Source organism: Nocardia nova NBRC 15556 (assembly GCF_001613005.1).
GTDB lineage: Bacteria > Actinomycetota > Actinomycetes > Mycobacteriales > Mycobacteriaceae > Nocardia > Nocardia nova.
Window position 1 is genome coordinate 61594 of sequence record NZ_BDBN01000034.1, and the last position, 17074, is coordinate 78667.

The following is a 17074-nucleotide window of genomic DNA, read 5'->3' on the forward strand; positions in this document are numbered from 1 at the left end:
TATCAATTCGCCGGCACCACAACACTTTCGGCCTCGAGGACGGATTCCTGCGGTTCCGGCATGACAGTGGGCTGGTCCGGCTCGGCCGGCCGGCGGGAGGGCAGCAGGGCGCCGGCGGCGGTCGCGGTCGCCGCCGAGGTGAGCGCGGTGGCCCAGCCCACCGGCCCGAGGGGACGGCAACCGAAATACGTCGACAGTCCGGGTGTCATGACGACCGTGCCCAGGAAGGCCGCACTACCGGCCGCGGTGAGCCACACCTGCGGGCTGTGACGCGCGGCCAGAACGGTCTGCCCGAGCTGTGTGCCCACCAGCGCGACCAGGGCGACGGTCGCCGCCCGGCGCTCGGTACCGGTCCAGCGGGCGATCGACCACGCCACGGTGGAGGCGGCCGCGGTGGTGGAGCCGCGGATCACGATCGTGCGACGCAGATCCGCCGCGATATCGGTGCGCGGCCGGGAGGCGAGCTGTTCGGCGAGCAGATCGGCGCGCTCCTGGTGGCCGGTCGGCTCCTCGTCGCCGGACCGCTCGGTCGACAGTGCGACGGCCATCGCCGGGAACATGTCGGTGAGCATGTTGACCAGCAGGAATTGCCTGGTGCCCAACGGTGCCCGGCCCGCGAGCGCGGTGCCGAGGACCGTGAACGCGACCTCACCGGCGTTGCCGCCGACCAGGATGCCGACCGCATCGCTGACGCGCCGCCACATGCCGCGGCCCTCGATCAGCGCATGCAGCAGCACCAGCGGGTCGGGATCGGTCAGCACCAGATCGGCGGCATTGCGGGCGGCGGTCGACCCCTGCGCGGTGAGTCCGATGCCGACGTCGGCGGTGCGGATCGCGGCCGCGTCGTTGCCGCCGTCCCCGGCCATGGCGACCACCTCGCCGCGTCGCTGCAGGGTGGTGACGATGCGAACCTTCTGCTGCGGGCTGACGCGGGCGAAGACACTGCTGCGCGCGATGAGCTCCGACTGGGCGGCATCGTCGAGATCGGCCAGATCGCTCCCCGTCACCACCGGCTCGGCGTCGATGCCGAGATCGGCGGCGATGGCGGAGGCGGTGACGGGATGGTCGCCGGTGATCATCCGCACGCGAATGTCGTTGCGCTGCAACGCGCCGACGAGCGGACGCGCCTGCGGACGCGCGGTGTCGGCGAGCCCGATGAAGCCGAGCAGGGTGAGTTTCTCGACCGCGCTCACCACATCACCCGGTGCCGCGGACAGATCCCGCCGGGCGACGACCAGCACCCGCAGCCCGCGCTCGGCCATGCGATTGATCATGCGGTCGGCGGCGCGGCGATGGGCGGCGGACATCGGTTCGTCGCGATCGTCACCCTCGTGCCGGGTCCGGATCGCGGTGCAGCGGGCGAGCACGATTTCCGGGGCCCCCTTCACGATCAGCCGCCAGCGCCGCCGCCGCGTCTGCCCCAGCGTCGCGGCGTATCCGCGATTCGATTCGAAGGGCAGTTCCTCGATCGTGTCCCAGCGTTCGTCCGAGTCGAGCTGCTCGGCGGCGTCGAGCACCGCCTGATCGGTGGCGTGCACGATCGGGCCCTCGGCAGGATCGGGGCAGGCGTGGGCCGCGGCCCGCAGCAACAGGCGGGCACGCGGGTCGTCGTCCTCCGGCGACCACTGATGATCGAGGTCGGCCAGGGTGGTCAGCCGCAGGCGGCCGAAGGTGAGCGTTCCGGTCTTGTCGAAGCAGATGGTGTTCACCCGGCCCAGGGCCTCCACCGTCCGGCTGGCCCGAACCAGCAGGCCGTGACGCGACAGGCGCCGGGCGACGGCCAGCTGCGCCACCGTGGCGACGAGCGGAAGTCCTTCCGGCACGGCGGCCGTCGCGACCGCGACCCCGTCGGCGATGGCCGCGCGAATACGCTGTCCCCGCAACCATCCCAGCGCCGTGACCAGGGAACCGCCGCCGAGTGTCAGCGGCAGCGCCTGATCGCTGAGCGCACGCAGCTGCGCCTGCACTCCGCCCAGGCGAGGCGGCACGGCGACGGCGGCGGCGCGGTTGGTTTCGGTATCGCACCCGACCGCGACGACCACCGCCACCGCGGCGCCGTTGACGATCGTGCTGGCCTCGTACACCATGCAGCGCCGCTGGTTGAGGTCCGCTCCGGGAGTGGCGGGGCTGTCCTTGGGCACCGTGACCGATTCCCCGGTCAGCGCCGATTCGTCGACCTCCAGGTCCTCGGCTCGCAGCAGCCGTGCATCCGCCGGAACGACATCGCCGGTGCGCAGTGCGATCACGTCGCCGACCGCCAGCGCCGTCCCGGGCACCGATTCGCTCGGCGGCTCGGGATCGTGGTCGAGCGCGGCGCGATCGACGCGGCGCCCGGTGATGCGCTCGTGCGCGATCAGGTCGCGCAGCGCGTTCTCGGCGCGTTGCCGCTGCAAGGCCGACACCACCGCGTTGACCGCCACCACGCCGGCCACCAGTGCGGCGTCGCCGGGTGAGCCCAGTACGGCCGAGGCCGCGGCGCCGACACCGAGAATGGGGGTGAGCGGATCGGCCAGCTCGCGGCGCACGGTGGCGAGAAAACGCGTCGCCGGAGACAGGTGCGCGGGAATGCGGGTGAGCGGTGCGGTCCACGACCGCGCGGGAGGTAGCTCGTCGCGTTCGGGTTCCGGCAGCCGCGTCAACACTTCGTCGGGTTCGAGACTGTGCCAGGGAACCAGCGGTGCGCCCGATTCCGGGAGCCGGCCGCGCGCGGCCTGCACGCCCACCCACATACCCTGCATCAGCCCGCTGGCCTGCGCCGCGGTCACCGGCCACGCGTCGCGGGAGCGGCCCGCGGCCAGCAGCAGACCCGCGAGCGAACACGCCGAGAGCGCGAGGACGCGACCGCGCTCGCTGACCTGCCGGGCGGGAGCCACCGTCAACAGCACGCGCATCACCTGATCGAGATCGCCGCAGACCACATCCGCCGCCCACGGCATCGCCTCGACCTCGCCGGCGCTGATCCGGCTCACGCCGATGGCCACATCCGCGCAGTTCAGATCCTCGGCGGCGTCGGTGGCGACCAGCGCCACCACATGTCCGTCGGACTGCAAGCGCCGCACCAACTCCGCCGCCTGCCCCACCCGCTCGACGAATTCGTCTGCCAGGGGCCGTAATTCGACCGCGTCGCGTTGTCCGCGAACCACCACCTTCAGGCCCGAGGCCCGGGCGGTGAGCATCAGCGTCCGCGCGCGGGGGTCGAGTTCGCGGCCGATCAAGACCCGGCCCACCACGTCCGTTCCGTCGCAGACGTCGTACCAGCCGGGAATCGAGTCGGTGCGGTTGCGGTCCGGATCCGGTCGCAGCCGAAGGCCGCCGGTATCCGGCGGCGCAGCTCCGGCCGCGCCGGGGCTCGACCACAACAGTCGCTGAGCGGCGTTCCATACCCGGGCCGTGGTCCAGTCGGACTTCTCGGCATCTTCCGGTGCGGTTTCGCCGGTGCCGGCAGCGGTTTCGACATCGAGTACCAGGCGGCCGCCTCCGTACAGCACGGCGCCGTCGATCACCAAGGCGCTCAGCCGATCCAGCCGCCGCCACACCGACGGATCCATCGTCAGCACGCCGGAAGCGGCCAGCAGTGACGACACCGCCGCCGCGAAACTCTCCCGGCTCGCCCGCGCGGCCTTCGGCGCGGCGATCGACAGGGCGCGGCCGACCGAGGACAGGCCCTGCCCGGCGGCGACGGCGGCGGCTCCGGCGGCCGCGGCGGCCGACGCCTCGTCCGCGCACCGCTCGACCGGGCCGGGCGGCAGTACCACCGGACGCTCCCGGTGTGGCGGGGAGTGCAAGATATCGCGGGCCCGTCGGTGGCCGTGCTCGACCTCCCACAAGCGCCAACGGGCATGGCGCACACCGTGTTCGGTGACGGCCAGCGCTCGGTGCACCGCATCGACCAGGACGTTCGCGGGGCTGTCACCGGCGGCCTGCGCCAGCGCGTTGGCGGTGGTCAGCAGCAGATCGGTGCGGGCCCGGCCGAGACGTTGTTCCAACAGCCGCCGGATGCGCGGCTGCGAGTCCGCCAGCGCGACCAGCGACTGCACCGTCTCCACGCCGTTGCGCCCGGGAATGGCCGCTCCGACGAAGGTGACACCGGCCGAGATCAGATCACCGGCCAGTGAAATCGCCGCCGACACAACGGGTTCCAGATCGGCGGGATGTTCCGCGCTCGGATCCCAGACGGTATCGGCGACGTCGGCGTCCTCCTCGGCCGCGGCGATCGCCTCCAGCAGGCCGGGCACCACATCATCGTCGCGAACCGCGGCGACCACATCCCCGGTCACCGCGTTCACCCGCGTCCAGCGCACACCCGGCAGCGAGCCAACCCTCCGGTGCACGGCCTCCGCGACTCGCTCGCTGCGCTCCGAACGCAGGCCGCGCACCTCCACGAGCACGCGATCCTCGACGGCGGCGATCCGTCTGCCGTCCCGGCGCAGCGCCGGGTTCAGCAGCGACCGCACGTCGCGCTGCAGCTGCGTCGCGATATCGTCGGCCACCTCGGTCAGCCGCAGCGCGGTCTGCGCCGCCGCCACCGCACGCACGGGCAGCCGCGCCGGGCCGCCGATGAGAGCCGTCCCGGTCCGGCCGGCTCCTGACACCACACCGATCAACGCCTGAAACACCGGACCTCCCAGCCCGTACGAGTACCGTCGTCCGAGCTACTACCCAGGATCGGGGAAGCCAACCGCGATATCGGCAGCCTGAGCGGGGCTGATTGTTTCCACCGCCGACGCGGTGCGGCTACAGGCATGCGGCGACCGGTATCCGGTGGGCGGGGCCGTGCGGCGCCGGTGCGGTGAACGACGGGTCCGCTTCGGCCGATGGCTGCTCCGCGGGCATCGGGTCGAGGAATCGGGCGCGTTCGAAAGAGCTGTCGATGGTGAACGCGGCACCGTCGAACCGGGCCGGCCCGGTGAAGCCGGCCGCACCGAAGTCAGCATGGCCACGGAACTGCGCGCTGTCGAAATACGCCCCGCCGTGGAAAGCCGCCCGGTGGAATCGGGCGTCGCCGGAGAAGATCGCCAGTGGAAATTGGGCGCTGCCGCGGAAGGTGGTTCCGTCGAATCGGGCCCGCTCGAATCGGGCGCCGAAAAATTTGGCGCGATCGGTGAACACCGCCTCCCGGAACCACACGGTATCGAAGGTCGCCGCCTGGAAATGGGTGTCGGCGGAGAATGTCGCGCCGTCGAATCGAGTGATGCCCGTCAGGTTCGCGCGTTCGAAATTCGCGGAGCCGCCGAAAACCGCACCGGTGAAATCGGCATCCTCGATTCGCGCATTGCGGAAATCGAAGGTGGCGCGCGACCAGCTGCGCCGCGCGCCGCGGCGGAGGTGGTCGGCGATGACGGACGTGATGGTCCGCCGCACCGTCCGGTCGTATCCGCCGAGCCGGCCGGCCGCACGGGGCAGTCGGAGATAACCGCAGAGCACGTCCACGCATTGCTGGCGCGGTGTGGCCGCGGACGCGTCCGCGATCTCGGCCAGCGTGCGCACGGCGGAGATCTGCGCTTTGCCCTCACCGACATAGAGTTGCGCCGCCGCCGACACGAACATGTCGGCCAGTTGCCACGGCCACCGAAAACGCTTGCGCCGAAAAGAATTCACCGAAGTCGCGTCGCTGTCGAGCAATAGATTCGCCGCCGCGGCCACCGGTGCCGGCCGGCGTTGTACGAGCACTACCATTCGAACCTCCTAAACGCCTGCAACGCCCAGAAAAGCTCTTCACTCGCTGTAACGACGGTATAACCGCTCGACATCCGCCATGACAATCGTCACCGAAAAGTAATCGACCGGCTACGGCGCGCCGGTCGACCTGCGCGGGATCGGGACGCTCGTGGCGGACGGAAATCGCTGTCGGATAACCGTCTTGCCACCTCATTCGAGACCGGCCGATTCGCAGCCCGGAGCGCGATAAAATTCGCCATGTCTCGATGTCTCATCCCGGAGTGACCAGCACATGGGCGCTCGACCGGAAGGCGATGCCACCGCCGCCTTCGACCCGTCGGCCGATCGGGCGGTGGATACTGCGCCGCAACCCACCGCGGACGAGCAGTCCCCCGGCGCGACCAGGCCGCGGCCGCACCCGTCCCCCGCCGCCGATCTCGAGCCCGGCGACCGGATCGACGATTTCGATCTGCTGCTCGAGCTCGGCCGCGGCGCGTTCGCCCAGGTCTTCCTGGCCCGGCAGCGGTCGCTGCAGCGACTGGTGGCGGTGAAGATCTCCGCGGACCACGGCACCGAACCCCAGACCCTGGCTCAGCTGGATCACGAATCCATCGTCCGGGTGTACGACCAGCGGGTGCTGCCGGACCGGGGGCTGAAGCTGCTGTACATGCAATACGTTCCGGGTGGCACGCTGGCCGCGGTGCTGACGCGGGTCCGCGCGACCGCGCCGGAGCGACGCAGCGGGCGGCTGCTGCTGGACGCGGTCGACGAGGCATTGGCGGACAAAGGCGAGATCCCCACCTCGAGCAGCCGCGCGCGGGACGAGATCGCGGCCCTGTCCTGGCCGGAAACCGTCGCCTGGCTCGGCCGCCGGCTCGCCGAAGCCCTCGACTACGCCGAAAGACGCGGTGTGCTGCACCGCGATATCAAACCGGCCAACGTCCTGCTCTCCGCCGACGCCGCACCCAAACTGGCCGACTTCAACATCAGCTTCAGCGACCACGTCGCGGGCAGTAGTCCGGTGGCGTACTTCGGCGGATCGCTGGCCTACATGTCTCCCGAACATCTCGAGGCGAGCCACCCGCAACTGTCCGGCACGGTGGACGACCTCGACACGCGCAGCGATATCTACGCTCTGGGCGTCATGCTGTGGGAGTTGCTGACCGGGCGCCGCCCGTTTCCGCCGACCGCGGCGAAGGATTCACAGGACTCGGTCGAACAGCTCCTCGACATGCGGCGCCGCCCGATCGCGCCGCAATTCCTCGACGACCTCCCCGCCGACTGCCCGGCCTCACTGCGCCGCGTGCTGCTGACCTGCCTGGCGCCGCGGCGCACCGATCGCTGGGCCAACGGCGCGGAGCTGGCCCAGCAATTCGAGCTCTGCCTCGACCCGCGGGCCCGGGAGCTCGTCGACGCGCCGCCGGACAGCCATCGGCCGCGCGGGCCGCTGTGGCCGATACCGATTCTGGCGATCGCGATCGCCGTGCCCAATCTTGCCGCCGCGTGGTACAACTACTACTACAATAGGACGCTGATCGTCAGCAAACTCACGCCCGAGATCCAGCGGTCCTTCCACGATGTGGCCCAGGTGCTGTATCCGCTGGCCATCGTGGCGGCCACACTCCTGATCCTCTACATCGCGCGCCATCTCATCGAGGTGTCCATCGGACTGCACAACGGGCGTGACTATCCCGAGGCCGTTCTCACGAGCGCTCGCATCGATGCGCTGCGGCTCGGCAACCGGGTGGCCGCCATCGCTTTCGTGTTCTGGTTCGCCGGTGGCGTGATATTTCCGGTGATGCTGAATCTCGTCGCCGGCGGCGTGCCGCGCGGCACCTACACGCATTTCCTGCTGTCCCTGGTCGTCTGCGGTGCGGTCGCCCTGGCCTACCCGTACTTCGCGATCACCTGGTACGTGGTGCGGTTCCTGTACCCGCTCTTCCTGGCCCACGGACGGTCCGCCGCCGCCGACGTCGAACACCTGCGCCGGCTCGCCCGCCGTACCGGCATCTACCTCACCGCGGCCGCGGCCGTACCGCTGGTGGGCGTCACGGGCATCACGTTCCTGCCGGCGCCGGATATCGAATCCATCATCTGGGCGATCCGCATCCTATGCGTCGGCGGCATCATCGGCTTCATCCTCGCCTACGTGTGCTACGAGGTCATCGAGAAGGACCTGCGGGCACTCGAACGCGTCGCGGCCGCATCCACCACCGACGCGGAATAGGCGAGCGCCGCGTCAGGACAGCAGCGGTCCGTCGGCCCAGCGGTACAGGTGAGCGATGGCCGGATCGACGATCGCGCCGGGCATCTCCGGGTCGAACCACCGATCGACGCAGGTCCAGTGGTACGGGTGGAGCAGGTAGTCGCCGTTGAGTCCGTCGAGGTCGGCGAATTCCTGCTCCCAGGCATGCGTCCACCGCGGGTGATCGGCGCGACTGAGAGTCCACGACCCGATGGCCGCGATGTGTCCGGGCAGCGCGGCCAGGTCGGCTTCGAAACGACTCACCACGGCCGGCGCGGTTTCGGGACGCACCCGGAGCAGCAGGGTGCGTTTGATTCGCTTCCCGGACCACGCGACTCGCGCGCCGGCGAGGCGGGTCAGTGCCACGGCGTCGGCGTCGGCGGGCCGCCCCGGCCAGGCTGCGCCGAGATCGGCACAGGTCACGTCCCAGGTCATCCCGAGCCCGCCGACGCTGCCGGGCAGATCCTCTCCGCCGGAGGCCGCGGGCGGGCCGGCGCCTCAGCATCGTTCGTGACCCACGACACACCCACCCTCGATCCCGGCCACCGGGACCCACGCGCCCCCAACGACATCGCGCGCCGACGCCGCGTGAACCCGCAATCGCGGGCAGCGGTGCGTGGCGGGATGCGGTAGTGGTATTCCGAAACCAGGCGCCGGCGATCCGACTGTGCGCGGATCGAAAACTGCTGGGAGGTAGCGACTGTGGCGGTCGGATCGGAGCCCGCGCTTCGGTACCGGGTGTTTCGCCGGGCCGAGGTCAGGGTGCTCCTGCGTACCGTGCGGGCGGCGTGGTCGGACGAATTGTCCGATTGGGCGGCGGCATTGACGTACTACAGCATGTTGTCGCTGTTTCCGGCCCTGCTGATCGCCATCGTGGTGCTGAGCATCGCCGGACCCGCCCCCGCCGACTCGCTCGCGGGCGCGGCCGGGCGGCTGGGGCCCGGCGGCGGCACCTCACTGATCGCCGAGTCGATTCATCATCTGCAGTCGGTCAAATCGCTGTCCGGTCCGATGGCGGTCGTGGGCCTGTTGTCGGCGTTCTGGACCGTATCGACCTACCTGGGGGCGTTCATCCGGGCGGCCAACGCCCTCTACGGAGTGCGGGAGAGCCGATCCCTGTGGCGCACACTGCCACTGCGCTTCGCGCTGGGTCTGGTGCTGGTGGTCGCCGTGGTCGTCACCGTGCTCGGCTTCGCCATCACTCCGGGCCTCGCCGAACACGCCGGCAACCGGATCGGAATGGGTTCGGCGGGCCTGCTCGTCTGGTCGATCGTGAAGTGGCCGCTGCTGGCCCTGCTGGTGAGTGTGGCACTGGCGCTGCTGTATTGGGTCGCTCCGAATACCGAGGGCCAGCGGTTGCGCTGGCTCACCTCCGGAAGCGTGATCGCCGTGGGCATCTGGATCGCGGGGTCGGCCGGACTGGCCCTGTACGCCGCGCATTTCGACTCGCTCAATCGCGTGTACGGGTCACTGACCGCGGCGATCGTCCTGCTGATGTGGTTGTGGCTCACCAACTTCGCGATTCTGCTCGGCGCGGTCGTCGACGCCCAGATCACCCGGCAGCGAATGTTGCGCGAGCACCCCGGGCCGTGATCGGCATCGCGGTCACGAGGCTCGCGACCGCCCGGCGGCCGGTGGCGCGGAGTGCGGGTCGAGCCGGCGGTTGGTGGCCGCCAGTTGCCAGGCCGTCGCGGCCTCGAGCCGCTCGACCCGGGTGGGGTCGAGCCGGCCGCAGATGTGGTCCCAGTGCAGCGCGAGATGATCGCCCACCTCGACATCGGCGGCATCGATGCCCGCGCCGGCAAGCTCGATGCGGCGCGGCGACGCTGCCGAGAGCGACAGCTGGGAATGGCTCCAGCGCAGCCGGCGCACGGAAACCGTCGCGGTGGTGGCGTCTCGCGCGCACACCCGCGCCCAGCTGATCCGGCAGTTGTCGAGCACGCGCAGCGGCAGGTCCGCGGGACCCCGGTCGAGCAGACGGGTCCACGGATAGATGCCGAACACGTGGAAGTTGTGGTTGGGCGCGCTTTCCGGAGCCAGCTCCGGGCCCAGATGACGCCAGTACCCCCCGGCGATCGGTCCGATCACCGACAACAGCTCCGACAGGAATTCCGCCCGGTCGATGCCGGCGCCGACTCCCCCACCGAGCCAATAGGATTCGACCAGTCGCGGGTCGAGCGGATCGCCGATCCCGGTCATCGACGACAGCACCCGCAGATACGGCCAGGCTCCGGAGAAGCGCCGTGCCACGGCCCGGATCTCGGCATCGGTCCCGCCGGCCAGCGCGGGGGCGTCGGCCGGGCCGCAGTAGCCCAGCGCGTTCGGCGCGTAGGCGTACCGCGCGAACATCTGCGGCCCGCTCATGTCGGGCCCTCACGGGCCGCACGCGGGGATTGCCCGCGCCGCCACAGGATCAGCGCCAGCAGCCAAGTCGCGAGGAACAGCGCCACCACGACGAAACCCATCGCTCCCAGATCGAGACCGCCGATCCAGGCCAGTGGGCCGGAGGTGATGCCCAGTGCGCCGGTGACCACGGAGACGATCTCCTGGGCGCCGATCAGCAGGGCCACCGCGACCGACAGCCCGGTCACCAGCAGGTTGTAGTAGATCTTGCGTGCCGGCGCGACGCAGGCCCAGCCGTAGGCGGCGTTCATACACGCCCCGTCCAGCGAGTCGAACAGTGTCATCCCGGCCGAGAACAGCAGCGGCAGAACGACGATCGCGTACCAGGGCAGGTCGGTGTCGGCCGCCGCGCCACCGGCGAGCACCAGCAGACTCACCTCGGTGACCGTGTCGAATCCCAGCCCGAACAGCACTCCGATCGGATACATCTGCCCCGGCCTGCGAACCGCGCGGACCAGCGGATCCAGCACCCGGTTCAGGGCCCCACGGGCGTGCAGCCGGGAGTCGAGGTCTCGCTCGTCGCCCTCGCCCCGGCGCAGTGCTCGTCCGATTCCGATGAGCGACACCAGGTTCAGCAGGCCGATGAGCAACAGGAAGGTTCCCGAGACGCCGCTGCCGAAGGTACCGGTCCAGCGCCGCAGGCCGGAACCGTCGTCCTCGACACCGGATGCCAGTGCCCGAGCGCCCAGTGCCAGCGCACCGACCATGACGAAGACGACGGTGGAATGTCCCAGCGAGAACCAGAATCCGACCGACAGCGGTTGTCTGCGCTCGCCCACCAGCTTGCGGGTGGTGTTGTCGATGGCGGCGATATGGTCGACGTCGAAGGCGTGCCGCATCCCCAGCGTGTAGGCGGTCACGCCCAATCCGGCGCCGAACACCACGTTGCCGACCGCATAGTGGCCCGGAACGACCAGGGCGGCCAGCAGCCCCCACCCCGCGACGTGCAGCGCGGCCACGGTCACGGCCATGCCGATCACGTCGCGGCGCCGGCCGCGCCGGTCCCGTGCCCACCTCCGGGCGGGCGATATCGTCACCGACGGCCGCATCGTATCTCCCGCCTGCGCCCCCACCGGACGCTCAGCAGATCCGCGGAAGCTGTTCGCCGGCGGGCAGATCCACCACCCGGGTACCGCCGAGGGCGGTGCGCGCGACCACCATCCCGGGATGTTCGTCGACGCAGACCCCGATCGCGCAGGCCCGCGCGCCCAGCGGATGGGCCCGCATGGCCGCCAGCGCGCGGTCCGCGTCCTCGGCGGCGACGAAGGCGATCGCCTTCCCCTCGTTGGCCACGTACAGCGGATCCAGTCCCAGCAATCCGCAGGCATCGCGGACCGCGTCCGGAATCGGCAGTGCGCGTTCGTCCAGCCGCACACCGACATGCGCCGCTTTCGCGATCTCGTTCAGCGTCGCCGCGACCCCGCCGCGGGTGGGGTCGCGCAGCATGTGCACATCGGCGCCGGTCTCGAGAATCGCGGCCACCAGACCGTTCAGCGCGGCGGTGTCACTGCGCACGGTGGTGCCGAATTCCAGGCCCTCGCGGCAACTCATCACCGCCACCCCGTGCACGCCGATATCGCCGCTGACCAGCACGACGTCGCCGGGCCGGGCGCGCTCGGGGCGGATGTCGACCCCCGCGGGCACCAGCCCGATGCCCGCGGTGTTGACGAAGATGCCGTCTCCGTGACCGGAATCGACCACTTTCGTATCGCCGGTCACCAGCTTCACCCCGGCGGTGACGGCGGCGGCGCCCATGGCTTCGGCGACCCGCGCGATATCGGCCAGGTCGGTGCCCTCTTCCAGGATGAACGCCGTCGACAGCACCAGGGGCTGCGCACCGGCCATGGCCAGATCGTTCACGGTGCCGTTGACCGCCAGCTCGCCGATCGTGCCGCCGGGAAAGACGAGCGGTTTCACCACGAACGAATCGGTGGAGAAGGCCAGCCTGGCGGCCCCGACCTCGACCACCGCCGCATCCCCGAGCGCGGCGTCGGCGGCGGCGCCGAACGCGGGCAGGAACAGATGCTCGATCAGCTCGCCCGACATCGCACCTCCGCCGCCGTGCGCCATCACGATGGTCGGCGAATCCCGCAGCGGCAGCGGGCACACCCAGCTGTCGGCGTCGAATACCGGTGCCGGGGTGGAGGTTCCGGCGTGGTCAAGCATGAGCCACCTCCGCCGGCAGATCCAGGCGGCGATACAGGTAGTAGGCGGCGCAGGCGCCCTCGGAGGACACCATCGTGGCGCCCAGCGGGTTACGCGGTGTGCAGCGGGTGCCGAACGCCGCGCAATCGGTCGGCTTGATCAGCCCCTGCAGCACCTCTCCCGAGCGGCAGACCGACGATTCGGCGGTGTGGATATCGCCCACGCTGAATCGGTATTCGGCGTCGAAGTCGCGATAGCGCGGCGAGAGCCGCCACCCGCTGCGCGGAATGACGCCGATGCCGCGCCAGCCGCGATCGGTGACCTCGAAGACGTCCTGCAGCATGGCCTTCGCGGCCGGATTGCCCTCGGCGGGTACCGCACGCGGATAGGCGTTCTCGACCTCGCAGCGTCCCTGTTCGAGCTGGATCACCGTGCGGCGGATACCCTCGAGAATATCCAGCGGCTCGAATCCCGTGACCACCATGGGAACTCGGTACTTCCGCGCCAGCGGCGGGTATTCGCCGATACCCATCACCGAGCACACGTGACCGGCGGCCAGGAACGCCTGGACCCGGCAGTCCGGGGATTCCATGATCGCGGCGATCGCCGGCGGGACCAGCACGTGCGAGACCAGCAGCGAGAAGTTCTCGATGCCCAGCCGCCGGGCCTGATACACCGTCATGGCGTTGGCCGGGGCGGTGGTCTCGAATCCGATCCCGAAGAACACCACCTGACGGTCGGGATTCTGTTTGGCGAGGGTGAGCGCGTCGAGCGGCGAATACACCACTCGCACGTCGCCGCCCTCGCTCTTGATCCGGAACAGATCCTTGGAACTGCCCGGCACCCGCAGCATGTCGCCGAAGGAGCAGAAGATGACCTCCGGGCGGGCGGCGATCTCGAGCGCCTTGTCGATCACCTCCAGCGGTGTGACGCAGACCGGGCAGCCGGGGCCGTGAATCATCTCGATGGTGTCCGGCAGCAGCTGGTCGATGCCGTGCCGGATGATCGAATGCGTCTGCCCGCCACAGACTTCCATGATCGACCAGCGGCGCGAGGTCGCGGCGCGGATGCGTTCGAGCAGGCGCTGAGCCAGTTCGGGATTGCTGAATTCGTCCAGGTATTTCATCGGTTCACCTCGTCGTCGCGGGCGGACTCCGACGGTGCGCCGGAGGTGGGATCGGGAAGGCCGGACTGCCGGGCGGCGATGGCGAATCCGTCGCCGAATTCCTCGTTCAGCACACCGAGGTGTTCGAATTCGGCCAGGGTGGCCAGCGCCGACTCCTCGTCGAGGCGCTGAATGGCGAATCCGACGTGCACGACGACGTAGTCGCCGACCGCGGCATCCGGAATGTATTGCAGGCACACGTCTTTGTGGACACCGCCGAAGTCGACAACCGACATCAGCGTGCCGTCGCGCTCGTACAGGTCGAGCACCTTCCCCGGGACTGCCAGGCACATGATCGGTTCCTTCCTTTCGCTCATCGAGCCCCGGCGGCGAGCAGCTGCCCGAATGCCAGGCCGCCGTCGTTGGGTGGCACTCTGTGATGAGTGATGACGTGAAAACCCTCGTCCCGCAGCCGTTTTCGCGAGAGCGAGAGCAGCAGCGCGTTCTGGAACACGCCGCCGGAGAGGGCCACCGGCACACCCGGTTCGCCGAACCGGCGCGCCAGGGCGGCCACGAGTTCGGCGACCGCGACGTGGAAGCGCGCGCCGACGAGGTCCGCACCGGCTCCCGCCGCGAGGTCGGCGACCACCGCCGCCAGCACCGGAGCCGGATCGATTCGCACGGCGCCGTCGGGATCCGCCGCGCCGAGCGCGAATCGGTAGCCGTGGCCGGGATCCGCGTCGCGGGCGCGGGCCTCCAATTCGATGGCGGCCTGGGCCTCGTAGTCGACCACGTGGCGCACGCCCGCCAGCGACGCCACCGCGTCGAACAGCCGTCCCATACTCGAGGTGGGAACGCAGCCCAGCCCGGTGCGGAGTTGATGGGCGAGGACCCGGCGCTCGGCGGGCGGGCACGCGGCGACCGCGGCGAGGGATTCCTCCCACGGGATGCCGGCGGCGTGCAGATGAGCCAGCGCCATCCGGTAGGGCCGGTGCACGCTGGCGTCACCACCCGGTAGCGCGACGTAGGCCAGATGCGCCAGGCGTCGGAACCCCTTGTAGCCGGCGGCCAGCACCTCCCCACCCCAGATCGCCCCGTCCGGGCCGAAACCCGTTCCGTCGAAGGCCATTCCGAGGACGGTCGACGAGCCGGGCAGGCCGTGCTCCCCCATCACCGCCGCGATGTGGGCGTGGTGATGTTGCACGGTGTGTACCGGCCGTCCGGCCGCGGCCCGTCGCGCCCAGGCGCTGGAGCGGTAGCCGGGATGGGCGTCGACCGCCAGCCGCGCCGGGTGCACTCCGGTCAGTTCCTCCAGATGGTGTTCGGCGGCGCCGAATGCGCGCAGCGTGGCGAGATCGTCCATATCGCCGATGTGCTGGCTCAACCACGCGTACCGGCCCTCGGCGACCGCGCAGGTGTTCTTCACATCCGCGCCGACCGCGAGGACGGGCGCCGACTCCTGCGGCAGCGCCAGCGGCAGCGGCGCGTACCCCCGGGAGCGGCGGATCGGCAGTTCGACGCCGTCGACCAGCCGGACCACCGAATCGTCGCAGGGCACGAGGATGCGGCGGTCGTGGTCCAGCACGGCGTCGGCCAGTTCCGGCAGCCGCCGCGCGGCGTCCTCGTCGGTGTAGCAGAGGGGTTCGCCGCCGAGATTGGCCGAGGTCATCACCAGCGCGAGTGGTCCGGGCGAGTCGCCGGGCAGTCCGAACAGCAGCAGGTGCAGCGGAGTGTAGGCCAGCATCACCCCGAGATCGCGAAGGCCCGGCGCCACCGCGTCCGTCAGCACGTGCCCGCGCCGCGGCAGCAGCACGATCGGGCGCTGGGGTCCGCTCAGCACCGCCGCGGCGGCCGCGTCGACGTGTGCGACGGTGCGGGCCGCGGCCGGATCGGCGACCATGACGGCGAAGGGTTTGGCGCCGCGGCGTTTACGCACGCGCAGCCGCGCCACCGCATCCTCGTCGTCGGCGGCGCAGGCGAGGTGATAGCCGCCGATCCCCTTGACCGCCACGATTCCGCCCTCGCGCAACGTCTTTCGCGCGGCGGCCACGGGATCACCGGTTCCCGGACCGGAGTAGCGCAGGGTGGGCCCGCAGTCCGGGCAGGCGATCGGCTGGGCGTGGAAGCGGCGATCAGCGGGATCGTGATACTCGCGCGCGCAGCGCTCGCACATGGCGAAATCGGCCATCGACGTCCGCTCGCGGTCGTAGGGCAGACTCGCGATGATGGTGAATCTCGGCCCGCAGTTGGTACAGGTGATGAACGGATGCCGGTAGCGGCGATCGGCGGGATCGGCCAGCTCCCGCGCACAATCGGCGCAGATCGCCACATCGGGCGAGGCCAGGGTGCGGCCGCTGCCACGGGTCGTGCCGGCGATGTGGAATCCGGTTCCGCCGCGCACCGGCAGATCGGTGCGCTCCACGGAGTCGACTACGGCCAGCGGGGGCGGCCGATGGCGCACCCGATCGGTGAATTCGGCCAGTGCCCAGGGTGTTCCCTCGATGTCGACGATCACCCCGTCGCTGTCGTTGGCGACACTGCCGGTCAGCGCGAGTTCGGCGGCGGTGCTGTAGACGAAGGGCCGGAATCCCACGCCCTGCACCACACCGCGCACGATCAGCCGGCACCGAGCGCGCCCGGTGTCGGCTCCTCGCGCCGCCTCGGTACTCACGGTTCGCCCCGGCTCAGCAGTCGCAGTCCGGCGAGCGCCTCGCGGGCCCCCGCCTCGTCGGTGCGCTCGACCGCGAGGCCCATGTGGATGATCACCCAGTCACCCGGTCCCACCGGATCGTCTTCCAGCAGGCCGATATTCACCTTGCGCTCGGCGCCGGAGACATCGACGAGAGCCAGCTGACCCGCGTAGCCGTCGACGATCTCCACGACCCGGCCCGGAATTCCGAGGCACACGATCACACCTCCGTTCGCGACATCCGCAGTTGCGCGACCACCCGCGCCACGGTCTCGGCGCCCTCGTCCACCGCGGCCGCCACCGGTTCGGACAGGCCGATCCCCTCATCGGTCGACAGCACCTGACAGCCCACGACCACGGTGGGTGGCACGACCCCGCCCAGCGCCCGCACCCCCGCGAACACCGCCGCCGGATCCATCCCGTGGGCGTCCAGACCGGCCGGCGCCTCCTGGTCCGGTTCGGCGCGCATCACCTCGATGCGGCCCGCCGCGCCCCGATTCGGGACCGCGTCGACCAGGACCAGCGCACCCCAGGGATCGAGCAGGTCGTAGGCCAGATGCATACCGCGGATGCCGTAGTCGACCACCCGCACGCCGTCCTCGCGGTCCGGCGGTATCCGCCGCACCACCTCGGGGCCGAATCCGTCGTCGCCGAGAAAGATGTTGCCGATTCCGGCGACCAGCACCCGGCTGTTCACATGCGCCGCATTCGCAGATAGCGGCGCATATCCGGAATCGAGCGGATTCCGATCAGCGCCAGGACGACGACCGCCGCCGCGACGATTCCCGTCGCCACCATTCCCACCGTCTCCATGACATCCGTCCTTTCC

Annotated in this window: 14 protein-coding genes; 2 read left to right on the top strand and 12 right to left on the bottom strand. The window is 70.5% G+C overall.

Annotation, left to right across the window (positions count from 1 at the left end):
• Positions 1 to 2: 2 nt before the first annotated feature.
• The gene (locus NN2_RS15015) at positions 3 to 4616 is read right to left on the bottom strand and encodes a cation-translocating P-type ATPase (protein WP_063014116.1); all 4614 of its coding nucleotides are present in this window, start codon (positions 4614 to 4616) and stop codon (positions 3 to 5) included.
• A gap of 118 nt (positions 4617 to 4734) precedes the next feature.
• Positions 4735 to 5676 carry a pentapeptide repeat-containing protein gene (locus tag NN2_RS15020; protein ID WP_082856999.1) on the bottom strand — a complete coding sequence of 314 codons (942 nt, stop codon included), beginning with the start codon at positions 5674 to 5676 and terminating at the stop codon, positions 4735 to 4737.
• 274 nt (positions 5677 to 5950) lie between these two features.
• Between NN2_RS15020 and NN2_RS15025 the strand changes: the two genes are divergently transcribed.
• Positions 5951 to 7885, top strand: a complete 1935-nt coding sequence (locus tag NN2_RS15025) for a serine/threonine-protein kinase (RefSeq protein WP_218402631.1) — start codon at positions 5951 to 5953, stop codon at positions 7883 to 7885.
• A 12-nt stretch (positions 7886 to 7897) separates the two neighbouring features.
• On the opposite strand, the gene NN2_RS15030 is transcribed toward NN2_RS15025, so the two are convergent.
• Positions 7898 to 8338: a Dabb family protein gene (locus NN2_RS15030; RefSeq protein WP_063014120.1), complete on the bottom strand. Its 441-nt coding sequence runs from the start codon at positions 8336 to 8338 to the stop codon at positions 7898 to 7900.
• A gap of 327 nt (positions 8339 to 8665) precedes the next feature.
• On the opposite strand from NN2_RS15030, the gene NN2_RS15035 reads away from it, so the two are divergent.
• Positions 8666 to 9496, top strand: coding sequence for a YihY/virulence factor BrkB family protein (locus tag NN2_RS15035; protein ID WP_063014195.1), 831 nt, complete (start codon positions 8666 to 8668; stop codon positions 9494 to 9496).
• Positions 9497 to 9508: 12 nt separating this feature from the next.
• Here the strand turns inward: NN2_RS15035 and NN2_RS15040 are convergent, their stop codons facing one another.
• Genes NN2_RS15040 through NN2_RS39200 form a run of 9 tightly spaced genes read right to left on the bottom strand, consistent with a single transcriptional unit; the run spans position 9509 to position 17058 of the window.
• Positions 9509 to 10267: a DUF6390 family protein gene (locus NN2_RS15040; protein WP_063014122.1), complete on the bottom strand. Its 759-nt coding sequence runs from the start codon at positions 10265 to 10267 to the stop codon at positions 9509 to 9511.
• Complete coding sequence (gene nicT, locus NN2_RS15045; RefSeq protein WP_218022027.1) at positions 10264 to 11355, bottom strand: Nickel transporter NicT; 1092 nt, start codon at positions 11353 to 11355, stop codon at positions 10264 to 10266. Before nicT ends, NN2_RS15040 begins: the two co-directional genes overlap by 4 nt.
• A gap of 31 nt (positions 11356 to 11386) precedes the next feature.
• On the bottom strand, positions 11387 to 12472 hold the full coding sequence (gene hypE, locus NN2_RS15050) for a hydrogenase expression/formation protein HypE (RefSeq protein ID WP_063014124.1): 1086 nt from the start codon (positions 12470 to 12472) through the stop codon (positions 11387 to 11389).
• Complete coding sequence (gene hypD, locus NN2_RS15055) at positions 12465 to 13577, bottom strand: hydrogenase formation protein HypD (protein WP_063014126.1); 1113 nt, start codon at positions 13575 to 13577, stop codon at positions 12465 to 12467. The genes hypE and hypD overlap by 8 nt, the downstream gene beginning before the upstream one ends.
• Positions 13574 to 13909: a HypC/HybG/HupF family hydrogenase formation chaperone gene (locus tag NN2_RS15060; protein WP_063014128.1), complete on the bottom strand. Its 336-nt coding sequence runs from the start codon at positions 13907 to 13909 to the stop codon at positions 13574 to 13576. Before NN2_RS15060 ends, hypD begins: the two co-directional genes overlap by 4 nt.
• Before the next feature lie 20 nt (positions 13910 to 13929).
• Positions 13930 to 16227, bottom strand: coding sequence for a carbamoyltransferase HypF (gene hypF / locus NN2_RS15065; protein WP_063014130.1), 2298 nt, complete (start codon positions 16225 to 16227; stop codon positions 13930 to 13932).
• A complete protein-coding gene (locus NN2_RS15070; protein ID WP_063014200.1) occupies positions 16224 to 16463 on the bottom strand; it encodes a HypC/HybG/HupF family hydrogenase formation chaperone in 240 nt (79 codons plus the stop codon). The genes hypF and NN2_RS15070 overlap by 4 nt, the downstream gene beginning before the upstream one ends.
• Before the next feature lie 2 nt (positions 16464 to 16465).
• The gene (locus NN2_RS15075) at positions 16466 to 16942 is read right to left on the bottom strand and encodes a hydrogenase maturation protease (protein ID WP_063014132.1); all 477 of its coding nucleotides are present in this window, start codon (positions 16940 to 16942) and stop codon (positions 16466 to 16468) included.
• Positions 16939 to 17058, bottom strand: coding sequence for a DUF6893 family small protein (locus NN2_RS39200; RefSeq protein WP_372453225.1), 120 nt, complete (start codon positions 17056 to 17058; stop codon positions 16939 to 16941). The genes NN2_RS15075 and NN2_RS39200 overlap by 4 nt, the downstream gene beginning before the upstream one ends.
• Positions 17059 to 17074: the final 16 nt, after the last annotated feature.

What these genes read in the sequence shown, in the direction of transcription:
- NN2_RS15025 (WP_218402631.1), top strand. Translation starts at nt 5,951, where the DNA reads ATGGGCGCTCGACCGGAAGGCGATGCCACCGCCGCCTTCGACCCGTCG.
- NN2_RS39200 (WP_372453225.1), bottom strand. Translation starts at nt 17,058, where the DNA reads ATGGAGACGGTGGGAATGGTGGCGACGGGAATCGTCGCGGCGGCGGTC.
- NN2_RS15060 (WP_063014128.1), bottom strand. Translation starts at nt 13,909, where the DNA reads ATGTGCCTGGCAGTCCCGGGGAAGGTGCTCGACCTGTACGAGCGCGAC.
- NN2_RS15020 (WP_082856999.1), bottom strand. Translation starts at nt 5,676, where the DNA reads ATGGTAGTGCTCGTACAACGCCGGCCGGCACCGGTGGCCGCGGCGGCG.
- hypD (WP_063014126.1), bottom strand. Translation starts at nt 13,577, where the DNA reads ATGAAATACCTGGACGAATTCAGCAATCCCGAACTGGCTCAGCGCCTG.
- NN2_RS15030 (WP_063014120.1), bottom strand. Translation starts at nt 8,338, where the DNA reads ATGACCTGGGACGTGACCTGTGCCGATCTCGGCGCAGCCTGGCCGGGG.
- nicT (WP_218022027.1), bottom strand. Translation starts at nt 11,355, where the DNA reads ATGCGGCCGTCGGTGACGATATCGCCCGCCCGGAGGTGGGCACGGGAC.
- hypE (WP_063014124.1), bottom strand. Translation starts at nt 12,472, where the DNA reads ATGCTTGACCACGCCGGAACCTCCACCCCGGCACCGGTATTCGACGCC.
- NN2_RS15040 (WP_063014122.1), bottom strand. Translation starts at nt 10,267, where the DNA reads ATGAGCGGGCCGCAGATGTTCGCGCGGTACGCCTACGCGCCGAACGCG.